An 18912-nucleotide genomic window follows, 5' to 3' on the forward strand; every position below is an offset into this window, starting at 1 on the left:
GCCGCGGTCCCCGCTCCCGTGACGCGGCCGAGATCGAGACCGAGATTCGGGAGCGATGACACGCTCCCGCCTCGCCGCCGCCGCACTCGCCGGGTGGAGCGCGTTGGCGGTTGCCGCGCCCAGCGTCACCGGCAGGTTGGAACTCGAAGCCGCCATTCGCCGCGGCGCGCCCGCGGAAGTGGAGTCCGTCCTCGAGACCGGGTTGCGCGGCGAGGCGTTCCGGCTCTGGAAAGCCGGAGGGTTTGGCGGCGACCGTTCCGAGCGTGCCGCGTGGGTCGTGCGGGCCCCGTCGGGCGTGGCGTGGCGGGACTGGCCCTGGGACCGCAGGTACCTGGAGTCGCGATGGCTGGGGCCGACGCCCGGCGAGGCCGTGGCGATCGTCCACACGCATCCCGCGGTGGTGGACCCGCGGCCGTCCGTCACGGACCGCGCGACGGCGACCCGGCTCGGGATCGCCGTCTATACGGTTTCCCGGAGGGGGATCTGGAAGGTCGAGCCCGACGGAACCGTCACGCGGATCGGGGACGAAACCTGGTGGGCCGGGTGCGAAACCGCCGGGTCCTGCCGCGAAAGCGACTCGGTCAGGGTCGCGCGGGCCTCCGCGGCGCCGCCCGCGGCCCTGGAAACCGCGGCGCTTCCGCTGCGTATCACGGAGTAATGCGCCCGAACGTCCGCACGCTCATCGTCGACGACGAGCCTCTCGCCCGTGAGCGGCTCCGCACGCTTCTCGCGGACGAGCCGGGCGTCGAGGTCGTCGGGGAGTGCGGCGACGGCTGCCAGGCCGTCGTCGCCATCGAGGAGCTCAAGCCGGACCTCGTGTTCCTCGACGTCCAGGTCCCGAATCTCGACGGATTCCGCATCCTCGAGAGCGTCGGAGCGGACCGCATCCCCGCCATCGTCTTCGTGACGGCTTACGACCATTACGCGCTGCGGGCGTTCGACGTGCGCGCCGTCGACTACATCCTGAAGCCCTTTGGCCGCGAGCGACTCCAGAAGGCGCTCGCGCACGCGCGCGCCCAGATCACGCGCGAGAAATCGACCGACATCTCCGGGCAGCTCGTCGCGCTCCTCGAGGAGATCCGCCCCCAGAAGAGCTATCTCAAGCGGATCATGATCAAGTCCGGCGGGCGCCTGTACTTCCTGCGCACGGCCGACATCGACTGGGTCGAGGCGGCGGGCAACTACGTGCGGCTTCACGTCGGCGCCGAGTCCCACCTCCTGCGCGAGACGATGAACGGCCTCGAGGCGAAGCTGGACCCGGAGCGCTTCATCCGGATTCACCGCTCGACGATGGTGAACATCGAGCGGATCAAGGAGCTCCAGCCCTGGTTCCACGGCGACTACGTCGTGATCCTCCGGGACGACCGGCAGCTCACCATGAGCGCGACGTACCGCGAGAAGCTGGACGAGCTGCGCGGGCGAGCGCTGCCGGCGTGACGCGCGGCGAGAGGACGGCGCCCGCACCAAAGTCTTGAATGCGGGGCGCGGCGGTCCCGGTCCCGCGCGAGCTCGCCCCCGCGCGTCTCCCGCCCGTCCCAAACAGGATGTGAGAGCACCGGCGCGGACGCACGCTGCCCCGCAGGATTCGGCCCTTTGCCGGTCCACGGGAGGAGTTCATGCGTCATCGATGTCGCGTCGCGTTGTTCCTTCTGCTTGCGGCGTGTGCCGCAGGCTCCGCGTTTGCGCAGACGACGGGCGATCTGGACGGGACCGTCTCCGACCAGAACGGAGGCCCTCTGCCCGGCGCGACCGTCGAGCTGAGGTCGCCGAGCCTGCAGGGGGCCCGCACGGCGACGACGGACGGGGCCGGCCGGTACCGCTTCCCGGCCCTCGCGCCGGGTGTTTACGCGGTGACCGCGAAGCTCCCCGGATTCACGTCGGCCGAGCGCACGGGCCTGAAGGTTTCGCTCGGCGCCACCACGACGGCTGCCCTGCAGCTCGCCGTCTCCGTGAAGGAGAGCCTCGTCGTCACGGCCGAAGCGCCCGCGATCGACACGACGCGGACGACGATCGGGACGAACGCGACGCTCGAGACGATGCAGCGCCTGCCGATCGGGCGGAACTTCGTCTCGATCGCGAACACGGTCTCCGGGACGGGCACGGACGTCACGGGCAACATCACGATCTACGGCGCGACCGGCCTCGAGAACGCCTACATCATCGACGGCGTCAACACGACGGGCGTCAAGACGGGCACGCAGGCGAAGTCGCTCAACAACGAGTTCGTCCAGGAGGTCGAGGTCAAGACCGGCGGCTACGAGGCCGAGTACGGCCGCGTCCTCGGCGGGACGATCAACGTCGTCACGAAATCGGGCGGCAACGAGTTCCACGGCGACGCGTTCGGCTACTACGACGGGTCGTCCCTGGCCGCGAGCGACAAGCGGACGACGGAACGCGCCGCGGCGAACCAGGGGCAGTACGAGACGCCGACGCGCGTCGACTTCGGCGCGGACCTCGGCGGCTACTTCGTGAAGGACCGCCTCTGGTTCTTCGGGGCGTTCGACCGCGTGACCCAGGACCAGGACTACACGCGGACCCTGTCCCAGATCCGGACCGGCGCGGGAGGAACGATTTCGACGTCGGACACGGACACGAACCGCAACAACCTCTACTCGGGAAAATTCACGCTCCGCCTCGGCGAGTCGCAGACGATCGCCGTCTCGGTGTTCGGCGACCCCGGCACGTTCCACGGGCGGTACGACCTCACGCAGATCCCGAACATGATCGGCGACAGCGGGGCGTTCGTCGTGGACCGCAACGTCGGCGGCACGGACGGATCGCTGAGGTACGACGGGATTCTCGGCACGGCGTTCCTCCTGCAGGGCCAGATCGGATATCACACGGAGAAGCGGGACGACTCGAGCCCGGTCGCCGGGAGCCCCTATCGCGAGGTCCAGCAGGCCGGGTTCTCGACGGAGGCGCTGCCGGGCTCCGGCCCGATCCTCCTCCTCAACGAGAAGTACCAGCGTTACGTCTACAAGCTCGCCGGCTCCGTCTTCGCGGGCAGCCACGAGATCAAGGCCGGGATCGACTGGGAGCACCTCAACTCCGACTTCACGGAGTCCTACGGCGGCACGGACCGCATTCGCACGCGCCTGACCGCCGGTGGCGCGCTGAACAACTACCAGCACCGCTACTTCGCGCAGACGCCCCTTTCCGGCGCGAACTGCGTCGGGAAGATCGACCCGACGGGTCCGGCGGCGTTTCCGAACTGCACGGGCTACTCGATCGCCCCGACGGTCGACAACAACCCGATCACGGACAACGCGGCCCTCTTCGTCCAGGACTCGTTCAAGCCCCTGAAGAACCTCACGATCAACGCCGGCCTCCGCTACGAGCAGCAGTCCCTGAAGGACTACACGGGGACGACGCTCGTCAAGGTCACGGACGAATGGGCCCCGCGCCTCGGCATCGTGTGGGACTTCATGAACAACGGCCGCTCGAAGGTCTACGCCAACGCCGGGCGTTTCTACGAGGTCATCCCGCAGGACATCCAGACGCGCGCGCTCGGCAACGAGTACATCATCATCACGCGCAACTCGAGCTCGACGCCGAATCCCGTCGACCTGTTCCTCGGCGGCCCGGTCGTGCAGGGCGGCGAGCTGACCCAGAACGGTCTCAAGGGCATGTATCAGGACGAGGTCATCCTCGGCTTCGAGTACGAGGTCGCGAAGAACTGGGCGATCGGCGTCAAGGGCATCTACCGGGCGCTCGGGCGCGTGGTCGAGGACCGCTGCGACCTCGCGATCAACCCGGACCTCGCGGGCTATTTCAACCCCGCGAGCCCGGCGACGTGCGCGCTCATCAACCCGGGGCAGGGCGATTCGCTGGGCGCGATCAAGGACCCGAGCGACCCGCGCTGCTATCCGAACGGCTCGACGGACGCGGCGGGCAACCTCGTCGCGAGCGCCCCTTGCGACTCGACGGAGGCCCGCCGCTACTTCCGCGGGCTCGAGGTCACGGCCTCGCACCGCTTCTCGAACAACTTCTACCTCCTCGCGAGCTACCTCTACTCGCAGCTCGAGGGCAACTACTCCGGAAACCTCTCCCAGACCCGAGAGGGCGGCCAGGCCGACCCGAACATCAACGCCGACTTCGACTACCCCGGCCTTCTCGTGAACGCGTACGGGCGGCTTCGCAACGACCGCGCCCACCAGGTCAAGATGTCCGGCTACTACGCCTTTCCGTTCGGCCTGACGGTGGGCGCGAACGCGCACTTCGCGACGGGGCGGCCGTACTCGATCCGTGGCTGCGCGCTGGACGTCACGGCGTGCGGCGCCGGCTACAACCAGGAGGGCTATCTCGTGCCGCGCGGCTCGGCGGGCGACCTGCCGTCCACGTTCGAGGCGGACCTGCACCTCGAGTACGGTTTCCGCTTCGGAGGACTCACGGTCACGCCGCTCCTGGACGTTTTCAACCTGATCAACCGCCAGGGCGTGACGAGCCGCGAGGAGCTCTTCAACAACACGAGCGGCCTCGCCGGGAACGACCCGCGGAGCGGCATCGGACAGCCGGGATGCACGGCGCAGAACGCGAGCCTTTCGAACGCGGCGTGCGCCTCGAACCCGACGTACGGAAAGGACATCAACTGGCAGACGCCGACGGTCGTGCGCGTGGGCGCGCGCCTGTCGTTCTGAAACGGGCCCACGACCTCCTGAATCACGGGGCCGGCCGGGGGCCGGCCCCGCTTTTTCATTTTTCCGCCGTCGCCGAGAATGCCGCATGACGTTTGCCGCGCTCGCGCTCGTTCTCGCGTCGACGAAGCTTCCTCCGCCCACGCCTGCGACGCCGTTCGCGCCGGGCCAGATCCTCCGCGTTCCCTCCGCCGCGATGGGCGGCGCGCGAGAGGTCGTCGTCCGCGTGCCGGAACCCCGTCCCGGCGGTCCCACCCGCTTTCCGGTCGTTTACGTCCTGGACGCAGGAGAGGGGTTCCTGCCGGCGGCGGCGGCGGCGGGCTTTCTCGCGGCGCACCTCTCGATGCCGGACGCGATCGTCGTCGGAATCCGGCATGCGGACCGCGGCCACGAGCTCACGCCGGCGCCGGCCGTTTCCGGCCCCGTGCCCGGCGTGCCGCGCCCGGGAGGCGCGGACGCGCTCCTCGCGCATCTCGCGGAAGAGGTCATTCCCCTCGTCGAGAGCCGCTATCCCGTGCAGCCCTACCGGGTCCTCGTCGGGCACTCGCTCGGTGGCCTCTTCGCGGTCCACGCGCTCGTGTCGCGGCCGGCCCTCTTTCAGGGATACGTTCTTCTCGACCCCGCCCTCTGGTGGGACGGAGGCGCCGTCGCGCGCCGGCTCGAGGCCTTCTTCCGCGGCCACCCCGACGCGCGCGCGCGGCTCGTCCTCGTGGAGAGCCCGGGCGGCGACGGCGGCCCGGCGGATCCAAGGCTCCCCGGCGTGCGCTTCCGGCGCGTCGCCGTGGAGGGCGAGAGCCACGAGACGCTCGCCTACCGCGGGATCTACGAGGGTCTGCGCGCGCTCTTCTCCGATTACCCGCCGGCTTACCGGCGCGATGCGGAGGCGGCGACGGCCGCCGCTCTCGAGGCGCAGTACGCCGCGCTCTCGCGGGAGCTCGGGTTCGCGATCGCCGTGCCGGCGGCGGCGCGCGCCGAGGTCGAGGAGCGGATCGCGGCGCGCGCGGCGCGGGCGGCCAAAGCCTCGGCCGCACCGGCCGTACCCCCGATCGCCGCGGAGGCGGCCGCGCCGTTCGTCGGGACGTGGACGGGCACGCTTCGCACCGAGCCCGGCCGTCCGGTCCGGGAAACCCTGACGTTCACCTTCGCGGACGGCCGCCTGTCGGGGTCCTGTGTCGCGCACGGGGTCGCAATGGACGGGGGCGACTTCCGGTTCGGCCTTTCCGCGGTGAGGGTCACGGCCGACGGAATCGAATGGGAGCGCGAGAACCGCGGCGGCGGAGTCTGCGCTTCTCGCGGGCGCCTGAGTCCGGACGGCGTCCTGGCGGGCACCGAGGAGCTGCGCGGCGGCCCGGCGCCTCCGCCCGGCTTCGTGCTGCCGGTCGTCACGTTCTCCTTCACGCGCGTCTCCGGGCCCTGAATCGACCGCGTCAGCGCGGGAGGTCGATCACGACGAGGCGGCCCTCGAAGTCCGCGACGGCGAGCCGGCCGTTCGGGAGCAGCGCGACGCCGGACGGGTGCTCGAAGCGCTGGCCCTCGGGCTGGTCCTTCCCGCGGGCGGTCGCGACGAGCTTTCCGTCGGGCGCGTAGCCGCGCACCTCGCCGTCGAGCGGCACCGAGACCCAAACGCGGCCCGACGCGTCGACGGCGAGGTACGGCTCGCTCATCACCTGTCGCCTCCAGCCGGCCACGTCGAACGCGCGCACGAACGAGCCGTCCTTCGCGAAGACCGCGACGCGCCCGTTGCCGTTGTCCGCGACGTAGAGAAGGCCGTCCTTGCCGAGCGCGAGGCCCTGAGGCTCGGCGAGCTTGCCGGCGCCCTTCTCGCGCCCCCACTCGGCTTCCTTGCGCCCCTCCACGTCGAAGCGCACGATGCGGCTGTTGCCGGTGTCGGCCACGAAAACGGTTCCCTTCGCGTCCACCGCGACGCCGCGCGGCCCGAAGAAGTCCGAAGAGAACTCGCGCTGGTACACACCCTTTTCGTCGAAGACCTGGATGCGTCCGTTCCAGGTGTCCGCGACGTAAAGAACGCCCTTCGCGTCCACGGCGACGGCGCACGGGTCCCGGAACTCGCCGGGGCCGGAGCCCAGCGAACCGATCGAAAACAGCGGCGAGAGGTCGGGCTTGAGCGCCTGCACGCGCACGTTGCCGAAGTCGGCGACGAAGACCCTTCCCTTCGCATCCGACGCGAGGCCGCGCGGCTGGCGGACCTGCCCGGCGGGCTGCTGCGCGGGCTGTGCGGCCGGGGCGCCCGCGGGCCGCGCCGGCAGCTCCTCGACCTTGAGCGGCGGCGTCGAGGCGCCGGGCGCGAACGCGCCCTTCACGGCGAAGAGCGTGACCTCGGGGTTCCGGTAGACGGGCGTCAGGAGGTCCGTCCACCCGCCGAAGCGTGCGAGGATTCCAGCGCCGTAGGTCTTTCTCTCGAGCGGCCCGACGGCCACGAGCGCGACGTGGTAGCGCCGGAGGACGGCGGCCACCTCGTCCGGCGCGAGCGCCGTGTACGCCGCCTTCACGTCGGCCTTGCGGCGGTCGATCTCGGGCTGGCTGTGGCCCCGCTGGAACGTGTGGTACTCCCAGCCGAGGACGGTCGGGAGCCCCGTCATCATCGAATAGCGCGAGAAGTCCTGGTACGCGTCGCCCTGCGCCTCGAGGACGACGGGGACGCCGCGCACGTTCGCGTTGATCCACTCGTACGCACCCCGGTCTCCCGGCGCCTTCGACTCGAGGTAGGCCGTCCCGTCGAGCGTCGCCCGCGGCCAGTCTTCGCGGCCGTTGCGCACGTAGCCGGGCATGGCCGTCACCGTCGTGAACAGGACCGCCGTGAACGCGATCGCGGCCGCCGACTTCCAGAGCGGCCCGCCGGCCGTCCGGAGGAGACGCCACGCGGCCGCACCCGCCACCGCGAAGAAGAACCACACCTCGAGATGGAACTTGAAGATCGTGTTCATCCGGTCCCACACGTAGATGACCTCGCACCCCGTGAGGACCGCGAACCCGAACGCCGCGAGCGCGCAGGCGAGGCGAACCTCGCGGCTCGCGCCGGGGCGCAGGGCCGCCCACGCGGCCGCCGCGCACGCGAGCGCGGTGAAGCCGCGGATCGACGCCGCCTGGTCGAGATGCCAGGGCTTCAGCGTGAGAGAGAGGAGGGACAGGGGGAGCAGGGCCGCGAGGATTCCGCGGGCGGCGCGCGCGGCGCGGCCTGGAGGCGGATCGCCCTGCCGGAGGGCCGTGAACACGAACGGCACGAGGAGCGCGAGGAAGAACGCCCACACGTTGAAAAAGTCCCACGGCGAGGCGAACGGCCCGACCTCGCGCCCCCAGTTGCGGGGCGGGGGCGTGAAGTGCGCCCAGAACGGGCGGGCGAGGCCGTACGCCACGGCCGCGGCGCCCGCGATGGGGAGCGCGACGCCGCGCAGGAAGCCGGCAAACGACGCGGAAGCTCCGCCGGGGCGCGCCACGACGTATGCGGCGAGCGGAACGAAGACGAGCGCGCAGGCGTACGTCGGCACGGCCCACCCGTTCGTGATCTGGATGGCGGCGAGGAGGAGGCCGAGGAGTCCGATCGTCGCGGCTTCCTCGCGCGGCGTCGGGACCGCGTCGCGCGTCGCGGCGAAGAGAAGGAGCGCGAGGAACGCGGTCGTGAACGGCATCGCGAGGGCGTGCGCGTGGAGGTCGGCGAAGAGGAACGTCCACAGCGGGTACTCGCTGATCCCGTTCGGCCCGATGACGCGCGACGTGGCCCAGAAGTAGTGCCAGTCGAGCGGCTGGCCGGCCTTCCACCGGAGGACGGCCTCCCGCACGCCGGACGGCGGCGCGGCGAACATCGCGAGGAGCGCGGCGACCGCCCCGGCCCGGAGGCGTCCGCCGAGCGCGGAGCCCGCCGCGAGCACGCCGCACGCGGTGAGGCTCGCGACGCCCGCGATCCCGAGGTTGAAGAGGAGCCCCGGGTGGATGCCGAGGAGCTTGCCGATCGCGGCGAGCCCGTAGTGCCCGAAGTACGTGTAGGAGAGCGTCGAGCCTGCGAGCCACGGCTCGGGCGGCGGCAGGGTGGTCGACCGGAGGAGCGCGTTCAGGAACGCGAAGTCCATGGGCTTCTCGCCCGAGAAGATCTCGGGAGTCGCGGCGCGGAACGCGAGGAAGAAGAGGAACGTTCCCCACGCGACGAGCTCCGTCTTCCATCGCTCGGCGGCGGGCGCCGCGAACGGCCGGCGGCGCGCGAGAGCCCAGGCGCCGGCGCCGAGGGCCGCCGCCCACGCCAGGAGCAGCGGCCGCCCGAATGGCGCCCAGCGCCAGGATACGAGGAGCCACGACCCGAACGCGAAGAAGAGGACGCCGCACGTCTTCCCGAGCGCGTAGAGGCCGGGGCGCTCCGGCAGTGCGGCGGCGAGGAGCGCGTAGCCGGCGAGGCCGAGAAGCTCGAGGAAGCCCGCGAAGAGGAAGATCGCGGCGGGCTCGGATCTCAGCCCGGGCAGGCCCGGGCCGGGGCCTGCCTCCGCGGCGGGGCGCGGCGAGGCCGCGGGCTCGGCCAGCAGGAGGTCGCCCCGCGAGAGCGCACGCGACGGCGTGCGCGTCAGAAGCCGCGCCTCGATCTCGTCCGCCGCGAGCTTCTCGCGGTTCTCGAAGAGGAGGATCTTCGGGTGGTCGTACACGCTCAGGGACTCGTCCGCGAGCTCGTCCGGAAGCTCGAGGCCGAAGAGCGCCGGGCGCGACGCGAAGGACCGCGTGAGCGTGAACCCGAGGTCGCCGGCGAACAGGAGGCGGAACGCGCGGTTCGTGAGCGGAAACTTGTCCGGCGCCCGCGTCACGGCCCCGTAGAGCCGCTTCGTCTGGAGGACGACGCGGTCCGCGGCCGCCAGCTCCTTCGCGAGCTTCGCAATCTTCGCGGCCGAGTCCGGCTCGTAGAACCCGAACATCACGATCGGGTAGCGCTCGGCAGGCGAGCCGGGGAACGAGAACGGGAAACCCTCGTCCCAGTCCTGCTCGAGGACGCGCGTCCCCTCGGGCACGTTCTCGTGGAACCAGCGGGAGGCCGTGACCGCGCTGTGGGGGCGCGTGTAAATCGCGAGGAACGCGAGCGTCCAGACGGCCGCGCCCGCGGCGACGGCGGCCCGGAGGATCCTCCCCGCGCGGGACGCGGCGGCCTTTTCGGTCAGCCACGCGGCCGTCCAGAGCGCGAGGATCGGGTAGACGGGCAGGAGGTACCGGGGGAACTTCACCTCGAACGTGCAGGTGATGAGGACGTACGGCACGAGGAACGACGCGACGACCCATTCGCCCGGGCGGAAGCGGCGGAAGGTCGCGAGCTTCGAGCCCGTGGCCCACAGCGCGGCGAGCCCGAGAAGCGGCCCCAGCGTCCAGAGGACGAGCTCCTTGCCCTCGTAGAGGAAGTGCGGGACGCCGACGTACTGGTTCGTGTACGGCAGGAGGCCCGCGTGGCGGACCATCGCGCCCTGCTCGGAGATCGAGCGCCAGAACTCGCGGAAGTCGAGGAACGCGTACGGCTCGCCCAACGCGAACGCTCCGAGCGCCGCGGCAAACGCGAGGGCCGCGAGGGAAACGCCGCGGCCCCAGCGCCGCGAGGCGGCGACGGACAGGAAGGCCGCGAGAGCGAGAGGCAGCAGGAGGGGCGCCGCGCTCGCCTTCGTCGCGAGCGCGAGGCCCGTCGCGGCGCCCGCGAGAAGCGCGTCGCGGGCTCGTCCGCGGTTCGCGAAACGCGAATCGCAGACGAGCGCGAGGAGGACCATGAACGTGAGGGCGACGTCCGTCGCCGCGAAGTGGGAGGTCTGGACGTGCAGGACCGAGCACGCGAGGAGCCCGCCCGCGAGGAGACCGGCGGCCTCGCCGTACCAGCGCCTGCCGAGCAGCGCGACGAGGACGCACGTGAGAGCGCCCCAGAGAGCGGAGAGGAACCGCCCGACGTGGATGACGCCATCGTAGGACGCGAACCATTCGCGCCGCGTCACCGCCGCGAGCGCCGAGGACGCGGCGCGCGTCACGTAGAACGGGAACGAGCCGTACGCGAAGAAGTGCGGGTTGAGCTGCGGCGGGAAGAACGAGAGGTGCACGATCGCCTCGCCGATCGCGCGCTCGTCGGGATGGAAGAAGTGGTTCTGGTCGAAGTCCAGCCCGACGACGCGCACGGCCGCGGCCAGGAGGAAGACGACGGCGAGCCCGCGTCGGAAGTTCAGGGCGGGTCCTCGTGTCGACATGGAGAGTTCGGCCGATTATCGGCGAGGCGCCGCGCCGGCGAAAGCCTGTGCTACCTTGAATCCCCGTGATCCAACCGGCGGCGGCGCTGCTCTCCCGGCCGCGTCTCGCGTGCGCGGCGGCCCTCGGCCTCGCGGCAGCGGGCGAGGCCGTGGTCCGGACGGGCCATGCGTGGTTCGCGGGCGCGGCGCTCACGCTCCTGGGAGCGCTCCTCCTCGCGCCCGGCGCGTGGCCGGCGCCCGAGCCCTCGGGCGCCCCGGTCGTCCCGGCGCGGCGCGGCGGCATCCTCGCCGCGGGGATGGCCGTTGCCGCGGTCCTCGCGGCCGCTTCGATGCGCGCGCTCTGGGGCGAGTCCCGGGACCCGGCGCTCCCGCTCTGGATCGCCTCGCTTGCGACGCTGGTCCTGACGGCGGTGGCCGCCGGCCGCGGCCTCGACGTCCCCGAACGCTGGGGCACGGCCCGTCTTCCGGCGGCGCGCGGCCCGCGCGTCGCGCTGGCGGTTTGTGTCCTCGCACTCCTGTCCGCCGCCGCGTTCGTGAGGCTCTGGAACCTGGCGAACGTGCCGTTCGGCATAAACCCCGACGAGGGCGATCAGGCCGCGCTCGCCATGCAGATCGCCGGCGGCTTCAACACGGACGCCTGGTTCCGGCCGGGCTGGTACCACATCAGCATGATCTACTTCAAACTGCTGGCGGCCGTCATGTCGGTCGCCGGGCTGGACGTCGCGGGCGCGCGGGTCTTCGGCGCGCTCAGCGGCCTCGCGACGGTCGCCGTCCTGACCGCCCTCGCCGTCCGGCACTTCGGCTGGCGCGCGGGCCTCCTCGCCGGGACGCTGCTGTCCTGCATGGGCGGCGCCCTCCAGTTCTCGCGCGTGACGACGTGCGCCGCGCCCACGCAGACGCTGTGGGCGCTCAGCGCGGCGGGCTTCCTCGAAGCCGCGCGCCGGGGGCGCGCCTGGGCCTGGGGGCTCGCCGGACTTGCCGGCGGCCTGTCGATCTACTTCTACCCGACGGGGCGTCTCTGGTGCCTCCTCGCGATCCCGTTCTCGATCGCCGTCTTCCTCCGCGCGTCGCAGGGCACCCGGGCGCGAACGGCGGCGGGCGTGGCGTTCGCGGCGCTCGCCGCCCTCGTGGCGGCCGGGCCCTTCCTCGCCGCGACCCTGCGCCTTCCGGGCGAGTTCACCGTGCGCGCGCAGGAGACGACGATCTTCATCCCCCGGAACGCGGCGCGCCTCGCGTACCTCCGTGCGGACTGGGGCATCGGGCGCGTCCTCGTCGCCCAGGTCGAGCACGCCGTCGGCTTCCTGAACCGTTACGTCGACCAGAACATCCTCTGGCCCACGGACCGGCCCCTCTTCCCGCCGGTGCTCGCGGCGCTCGTGCTTCTCGGCATCCTCGCCGCGACGGTCAAGGTGCGCGACGTGCGTCTCGTGCTCGTGTCGCTCTGGTTCTGGATCGGCATTCTGGGCGTCATCGTGACGGTCGAGACGCCGAACATGCACCGCTGGGCGACCGCGATCCCCGTCCTGCCGCTTTTCGCGGCGCTCGTCCTCGACGAGGGGGCCCGGCGTTTCGGTCCGGCGCCGGGGCGCGCGAGGGCCGCGGCGACGGCCGCGGCTGCCGTCGTCGTCGCCTTGTGCGCCGCGGCCGAGCTGGCGTTCTACTTCGGCCCGTACGCGGCGTCCGACCGCTGGCCCTTCAAGCGCGTCGAGGGCGTGGCCGCTGCCGAAGCCGGCGCCGGGGGCTGGGCGCTGACCCTCGGAAACGACGCCCACATGGTGAACTCCGGCTGGGTGCGCCTGCTCGCGCCCCGCGCGCACCGCATGGGCGTCGCGACGCCGGGCATCGCCCTGCCTCTCGCGATCCCCGCGGTGCGCGACCTCTCCTTCGTCGTCTACGCGCGGCAGGCCTACTACCTTCCGTACCTTGAGAGCGTCTACCCGGGCGGCGCGACGCGCGAGAAGCGGCACTTCCCGAACGAGCTCGTCGTGACGGAATACCGCGTCCCTCTCGCCGCGTGGTCGGCGCGGCGCGGGGCCCTCGTCTCGATCGCGGGGGGACCGCCCGTGCGGGTGGACGCGATCGGAGATCCGCCGCCCGGCGCCGCGGAGGCGGCGCGCGGGGCGAAGACCGCCCGCTGGACGGCGGCCCTCCGCGTCCCGCGCTTCGGGAACGTGCGCTTCTCGATCGCCGACGGCGTTCTCGCCGTGGACGGCCGCGAGATCCTGCGTGCGCGGGGCGGAGAGCGCGAGACGACCGTCGCGCTTCCGGAAGGAGACCATCGCGTGGAGTTCAACGCCCCTCTCGGCGCCGCACCGGCGACGTTCCTGTGGGCCCCCGATGGCGAAGAGAGGCTCCGGCGCACGCGGTGTTCGGAGCTGTGGGCGGTCGACGGCCCGCCGGAGGGGCTCCTCGGGACGTACACCGCGCCCGGGCTCGCGACGCCGCTCCGCCTCGACGCCGCGCTCGCGGCGATGTCCCTCGGCGCGGACCTCGACTTCGACGGCGAATGGACCGCGCGCTGGAGCGGCACGCTGGTCGCGCCCACCGACGGGCCCTACGTGTTCGGCTTCCTGACGCACGGCGGGACCGCCGAGATGACGCTCGACGGCGGGCCTCCCCGCCGAACGGATGGCGACGACGAGAGGCTCACCCGCTTGCCGCCCGTCCCGCTCACGCGCGGCCCCCACGCGGTGGAGATCGTCTACCGGGTCGTCCACAGGCCGGCGGCGATCGACTGGATCTGGACGCCGCCGGGCGGTGTGGAGTCCGTCGTGCCGCCGTCCGTGCTCCGGCCTCCCGCCGGCGCCGGGCCGCGGCCGCCGCTCTCGGAGGGCGAGCTCAGGGCGCTGCGCACCCTCAGGCGCGGCACGCCGTTCCTCTTCACGCCCTGAACGTTGGAATTTCGGCTGCGGGGGCGGTATTCTTTTGGACATGAAACGTGCACGAATGAACGTCTGGATCCCGGCCTGCGCCGCCGTCCTCCTGCTTTCGGCCTGCGGCGGCAAGAAGGAAGCGCCCAAGCCCACCGCAGGCAGCGCCGCCGCCCCCTCGACTCCGGCCGCCGAGCCGGCGCGGGCGGCCGCCGCCGCTCCGGCAAATCCCCAGATCCGTCTCGACGCGTTCCGCCTCGGCTACGCGCTCGGGTCCGACTCACAGGTGCGCGGGGAGGGCAACGCGTTCGCCAAGGGCGACAAAGTGTTCCTCTCGTACGGCATCCGGGATGCGAAGCCCGGCTCCTCGACGAAGGTCGTATGGGTGAAGAACCCCGCCGGCACGAAGATGGGCGAGGAGTCCAAGCCGCTGCCTCCCGATCCGGGGACGGTGAGCTTCGTCGCGGATTCGGCGGGCTGGGCGAACGGCGAGTACGTCGTCGAGATGTGGGTCGTCGAGCCGTCGTCCGAGCCGCGCCGCCTCGGCGCCGCGACGCTCACGGTCGCCGCGAGCCGCGGCAAGTAGACCGCCCGCTCAGTCGATCAGGAGGATCTTCGCCCACGGGCCGGCCACGCCCGGCAGGTCCTCCACGCGCGCCGTCGGCCACGCCGCGACGAGGCGCGGGAGGTCCGCCGCGATGCGCTCCTTCGGCACGATGATCGCTTTCGGGCCGGCGGCCCACGCAACGGCCTCCTCCAGCTCGCGGATCTCGACGAGGTGGAGGTTCCAGACGAACGGCAGCATCTCTCCGAGGCGCGGCGGCCGTTCGCCGCTCACGTTGAGCGACCAGTCCGAGCGTCCCGTCGAGACGAGGTAGACCGTTCGGCCGGGGCCGATCGTCCGGAGCCGGCGGCCGAGCGCCGTCGCTTCCCACATCGGACGCTGCTCGCTCTCGTAGGCGACGTACCGGCGCAGGTTGGCAACGGGGGAGATCGCGAGGGCGGCAGCGGCGGCGGCGGCGAGGGCGGCGGCGCGTCCGCGCGCGTTCGGCAGGCGCAGGCTCTCGAGCAGCGCGGCGGCGGCGGCGCCCATGAACACGCACGCGACCGGGAGGCTCGGGAGCATTCGCGTGTACCAGGGCGGCGAGCCCGCGAACGCCCCGAGCACGAGCAGGACGAGCGCGACGTCGAGGAACAGGAGCACGTTCAGGGAGAAACCGGCGGCGAGCGCGACCGCGACGCCGAGGACGAAGAGCGTCGCCTCGGCCGTGTTCAGCGCGGGCGACATCGAGCCCTGGCTGCTCTGGTCCGGCGTCGTGAAGAACCAGCCCGCGCTCATGGCGAGCGGCCTTCCGAACGACGCGCGGAGCCGCTCGTGGTCGAGGCCGCCCTGGGGCTTGTACACCTCGAGCGACTCCTGCGCGCGCGGCAGCGCGAGATTCGGCGATGCGATCCACGCGGGGAGGAGCGGAACGAGCCACACGAGGAAGACGAGCGCCATGAGCGGCGGCCCGGTCCAGCGGCGAGCCGTCGCCCGCGGCGACCGGAGAGCGAGGACGAGCCCCGCGAGGAAGCAGGCGGCCGGCGCGACGCGCGACGCGGGCCACAGGTAGAAGCACCATCCCGCGACCCACCCGCCGAGGAGCCACCAGCCCGCACGGTTCGTCTTCAGCGCGAGGGCGAAAAAGACGAGCAGCCAGAGCCCCGCGACGGCCGACACACCGGTGGTCGACATGCGGCTGAAGTGGATCCAGGGCACGGCGCCCGCGAGGAAGATCGCGCCGAGGAGGCCGGTGGCGCGGGAGCGCCACGTCGTCCCGAGGACGTAGACCGCGAGGACGCCGGAGATGCCGGCGAGAGCGGGGCCGAGCCGGAACCCGACCTCCGTCGGGCCCGCGAGCAGGAACCCGGCCATCTCGGGCAGGAGGCCCACGACGGGCACGGGCACGAAGCCCGTCTGGAAGATGCTCGCGAGCCTGCCGTCCATCAGCTCGAGGGCCGAGACCGAGCAGTACACGAAGTCGAAGTGGACGTTCGTCGGGACGTCCAGAAGCCGGTAGAGGTGCGTGACGCACGCGGCGGCCAGCGGGACGAGGACAACCCAATGCGCGCGAAACGTCTCGCGCAGGCGGACTCGTCCGCGGAAGGAAGCCGCCACCATGCCGAAGACGAGAACGTGGAGAGCGGCCCAGAGGCAAGTCGAATCCACCTCGAGCTTCGCGGCCCGCCAGCGGTAGAGGAGCGCCATCCCGCCGGCGAGCGCGAGGCCGCCCCCGAGGAGCGCGAGGAGCAGGCGCCGGTCCTCCGCGGGCGCCGCGAGAACGGCCTGCCAGTACGGGTCCTTGCGCCGCGTCAGGGCGCGGCTCCAGATCGCCGCGGCGAGCGCGAGCGTGAATCCGGCGAGAAGCGGCACGTCGCGCTCCGGATGAAAGTACGGCTCGAGCAGGAGGACGCCACGCCGGGTGAGGACGAGGGCTGCGGCGTAGAGCGCGAGCGGGACGAACGCGGCGGCCGTCGACGCAGCGCGGCGCGCGAGCGTGCGGCCGTCCGCGGAAGCGGGAGAAGGCGTCGCGGCCGGCGGAAGCGGCGTGGGGGCCGGCGGGCGGCCGCGCGCGAAGAAGACGGCGGCGCCGGCAGCAGCGCCCGCGAGGAGGAACAGAACGAAGCGCGGCCACGGAAAGCGGTTCGCCGACGCGTCGGCGAGCCAGCTCTCGGGCCACGCCGCTCCCGGGACACGCATGTACGAGACGGCGAAGAGGCCGCGCGCGGGGAGGTAGACGGCGCCGAGCGGAGCGAAGGGCACCTGAAAACGCGTGACCGGACCGTTGGCGTGTGCCCGCCGGATCTCGAACGCGTCGCTGATCATGACGGCGGCCCCCGTGTCGTCGACCGTGAGCTTCCACGCGAGCGGTAGAGGGTAGAAGCCCTTCTTCACGAGGCGGCCGTCCTCGACGGCCATGCGGTTCACGCCGGCGAGATCGTGGTGCCAGAGGAGGAAGTTGGGCGAGGAGGGCGCCTCGGGCTCCAGGCGGAGCGCGAAGCGCGACCCGGCCCAGCCGTCGTCGAGCGCGAGCCGCTCGAAGTCCTTCGAGCCCGGCGTCCGCCTGAGGATCGGCTCCGGCTGCTCGGTGGTCGAAAAGACCGTGCTCCCGTCGGCGAGGCGGGCCGCGCCGAGGAACCGCACGTTCGGAGGCGGCTCGAACTCGGCGACGATCGCGCCCGCCGCGTCGATCTCCGTCACGCGCCCCTCGGTGGTGAGAAGCACGTGCCCGTCCGCGAGGAGGGCCGCGCGTTCCGGATGGGGATTCGTGGCCGGACAGAGCACGTCGCGCGTGACGCGCCCGTCGACGTCCAGCTCGAGGATGCGCCCCGTGGCGCGGTCGAGGACGAGAAAGCGCCCGTCGGGAGCAGGCACGAGGTGGGCCGGCTCGCCGAGGCCCGTGAGGCGGCCGACGCGCCTGCCCGTCGCGTCGAAGAAGCCGACCTCTCCGGCGGGATCGCCGGCGCCCGGGATCGCGATCGAGAACGGGCGATCCGTTTCCGCCGACGCGGGAGGCGCGGGTGCGGCGAGGGCGAGCGCGAGGAGGGCCGCGGCGGCGCGCGCCGTCACGCGGCCGTCTCCGGCGGCGGCGGGACCCAGTAGTCCTGCGCCGCGATTCGCGCGAGCGCCGCCGACGCGTAGAGACCGCGGTCCCACTTGCCGCGCAGGAGGAGCGCGTCGCGCAGCATCGCGGGCGCGTGCGCGCCGAAGCGGATCGTGGACGGCTCGTGCTTCTTGAGGCGCACCGGGATCCGCCGAATCGAGAGGTTGTACTTCAGCGCCACGTAGAGGAGCTCGACGTCGCCGGCGAATCCTTCCACGGTGAGGAGCGGAAAGAGAGCGTCCGCGACGTCGCCGCGAAAGCCCTTGAGCCCGCACTGCGTGTCGAAGAGGCCGCCCGTGACGAGCAGCCGCACGAGGAGCGAGAACGCGCGGCTCGCCGCGGCGCGTGAGCGCGGGAGGCGCGAGCCGTAGATCGAGTCCGTGAGAGACCGGTCCCCGACGACGACGTGGAAGCCGCGCCCGGTCACGAGAGAGACCACGTACGGCAGGGCCTCGAGGTCGTACGGCACGTCGGCGTCCGTGAAGATGCGGCAGCGCCCCGTCGCCGCGGCCATGCCGGCCTTCAGGGCGCCGAACTTTCCGCGGTTCTCGGCGAGGCAGAGGAGCTGGATCCCGGGCCCGTCCGGCACCGCGCCGGCCGTCGCGTCGCGCGAGCCGTCGTCCACGACGACGATCTCCCAGGAGAAGGGCTGGCGCGACAGGAAGGCCGCGAGGTTCGAGACGCTTTCCGCCACGAAGGCCGCGCCGTTGTAGACGGGCAGGACGACGGAGACGTCCACGGCGTTCACGTCGCGCGAACGGCGCGGACGAGCATGGAGCCCGAGTTCGCGTAGAGGGTGAGGCCCGAGAGCGTCCGGGCGCGCGCGGCCGCGCGGAGGAGCCCGCCGCCCGCCGGCAGCGCCGCGGCGACGCGCTCGAGGAGGAAGGGAAGCGAGACGTGCTGCCCGCAGGGCGCGGCGCGCACGAGCGTCAGCGGCGGCGCGAGGGCGTCGGCGAGCGTCCTCCTCGAGAAAAACGTCACGTGTTCGGGAATCTTATAGGACACCCACCGGCGCCCGGTCGCCCGCGCGAGGAGACTCTCGACGTTCGGCGTCGCGATGAGGACGCTGCCGCCCGGCTTCAGGGCCGCCGCGAGGGCCGCCGCGAAACGCCGGGGCTCGTACACGTGCTCGACGAGGTCGAACGCGGTGATCGCGTCGAAGGAGCCGGCGGGAAAAGGGGAGTCCTCGAGCGTTCCCCTGGCCACGCGCCCGGCGTGCCGCGCCGAGGCGCGCGCGACCGCCTCCGAGGAGAGGTCGAGTCCCCAGGCCTCCCACCCGGCGGCGCGCGCCGCGTCGAGGCCCGCGCCGGGCCCGCACCCGACGTCGAGGAGGCGCCCGCCGGCGGGCGGAGAGCCGAGCCAGCCCAGCCGCCGCGCAAACGTCTTCGCGAGGAGCGCCTCCATCTCCGCGTACGACGCGTACCCGCCCCCGGTCCCGCCGCCCTCCCAGTAGCCGCCCTCGTAGAGACGGCCGAGGTCCTCGCGGGCGACGCGCGGCGAGAGATAGCGCAGCGTGCAGCGTGGGCAGTCCACGACTCGGTACGGCGGAAAGGAGACG

The 18912-nt window shown here is 72.5% G+C and carries 10 protein-coding genes; 6 read left to right on the plus strand and 4 right to left on the minus strand.

Annotated features, from left to right (window positions below; all coding sequences use genetic code 11):
* Positions 1–55: 55 nt before the first annotated feature.
* From IPL89_00910 to IPL89_00925, 4 genes are all read left to right on the plus strand, one after another.
* Complete coding sequence (locus tag IPL89_00910) at positions 56–658, plus strand: Mov34/MPN/PAD-1 family protein (GenBank protein ID MBK9061758.1); 603 nt, start codon at positions 56–58, stop codon at positions 656–658.
* On the plus strand, positions 658–1437 hold the full coding sequence (locus IPL89_00915; protein ID MBK9061759.1) for a response regulator transcription factor: 780 nt from the start codon (positions 658–660) through the stop codon (positions 1435–1437). Before IPL89_00910 ends, IPL89_00915 begins: the two co-directional genes overlap by 1 nt.
* A 179-nt stretch (positions 1438–1616) precedes the next feature.
* Positions 1617–4637 (plus strand): TonB-dependent receptor, encoded by a 3021-nt coding sequence (locus IPL89_00920; GenBank protein MBK9061760.1) that lies wholly within the window; start codon positions 1617–1619, stop codon positions 4635–4637.
* An 85-nt stretch (positions 4638–4722) separates the two neighbouring features.
* Positions 4723–6051 (plus strand): alpha/beta hydrolase, encoded by a 1329-nt coding sequence (locus IPL89_00925; protein MBK9061761.1) that lies wholly within the window; start codon positions 4723–4725, stop codon positions 6049–6051.
* A gap of 10 nt (positions 6052–6061) precedes the next feature.
* On the opposite strand, the gene IPL89_00930 is transcribed toward IPL89_00925, so the two are convergent.
* Complete coding sequence (locus tag IPL89_00930) at positions 6062–10840, minus strand: glycosyltransferase family 39 protein (protein ID MBK9061762.1); 4779 nt, start codon at positions 10838–10840, stop codon at positions 6062–6064.
* 65 nt (positions 10841–10905) lie between these two features.
* Between IPL89_00930 and IPL89_00935 the strand changes: the two genes are divergently transcribed.
* On the plus strand, positions 10906–13731 hold the full coding sequence (locus tag IPL89_00935) for a glycosyltransferase family 39 protein (GenBank protein ID MBK9061763.1): 2826 nt from the start codon (positions 10906–10908) through the stop codon (positions 13729–13731).
* A 40-nt stretch (positions 13732–13771) separates the two neighbouring features.
* Positions 13772–14296 carry a hypothetical protein gene (locus IPL89_00940; GenBank protein ID MBK9061764.1) on the plus strand — a complete coding sequence of 175 codons (525 nt, stop codon included), beginning with the start codon at positions 13772–13774 and terminating at the stop codon, positions 14294–14296.
* A 9-nt stretch (positions 14297–14305) separates the two neighbouring features.
* Here IPL89_00940 and IPL89_00945 read toward each other — a convergent pair whose 3' ends face one another.
* From IPL89_00945 to IPL89_00955, 3 genes are read right to left on the minus strand one after another with little or no spacing between them, the layout of a single operon-like run.
* Positions 14306–17320 carry a glycosyltransferase family 39 protein gene (locus IPL89_00945; GenBank protein MBK9061765.1) on the minus strand — a complete coding sequence of 1005 codons (3015 nt, stop codon included), beginning with the start codon at positions 17318–17320 and terminating at the stop codon, positions 14306–14308.
* On the minus strand, positions 17317–18102 hold the full coding sequence (locus tag IPL89_00950) for a glycosyltransferase (GenBank protein MBK9061766.1): 786 nt from the start codon (positions 18100–18102) through the stop codon (positions 17317–17319). The genes IPL89_00945 and IPL89_00950 overlap by 4 nt, the downstream gene beginning before the upstream one ends.
* On the minus strand, positions 18099–18887 hold the full coding sequence (locus IPL89_00955) for a class I SAM-dependent methyltransferase (protein MBK9061767.1): 789 nt from the start codon (positions 18885–18887) through the stop codon (positions 18099–18101). Before IPL89_00955 ends, IPL89_00950 begins: the two co-directional genes overlap by 4 nt.
* Positions 18888–18912 lie beyond the last annotated feature (25 nt).

This window comes from Acidobacteriota bacterium (assembly GCA_016716715.1).
Classification (GTDB): Bacteria; Acidobacteriota; Thermoanaerobaculia; order UBA5066; family UBA5066; genus Fen-183.

Coding starts and splice junctions, on each gene's coding strand:
- IPL89_00910 (MBK9061758.1), top strand. CDS start 56: ATGACACGCTCCCGCCTCGCCGCCGCCGCACTCGCCGGGTGGAGCGCG.
- IPL89_00915 (MBK9061759.1), top strand. CDS start 658: ATGCGCCCGAACGTCCGCACGCTCATCGTCGACGACGAGCCTCTCGCC.
- IPL89_00920 (MBK9061760.1), top strand. CDS start 1,617: ATGCGTCATCGATGTCGCGTCGCGTTGTTCCTTCTGCTTGCGGCGTGT.
- IPL89_00925 (MBK9061761.1), top strand. CDS start 4,723: ATGACGTTTGCCGCGCTCGCGCTCGTTCTCGCGTCGACGAAGCTTCCT.
- IPL89_00930 (MBK9061762.1), bottom strand. CDS start 10,840: ATGTCGACACGAGGACCCGCCCTGAACTTCCGACGCGGGCTCGCCGTC.
- IPL89_00940 (MBK9061764.1), top strand. CDS start 13,772: ATGAAACGTGCACGAATGAACGTCTGGATCCCGGCCTGCGCCGCCGTC.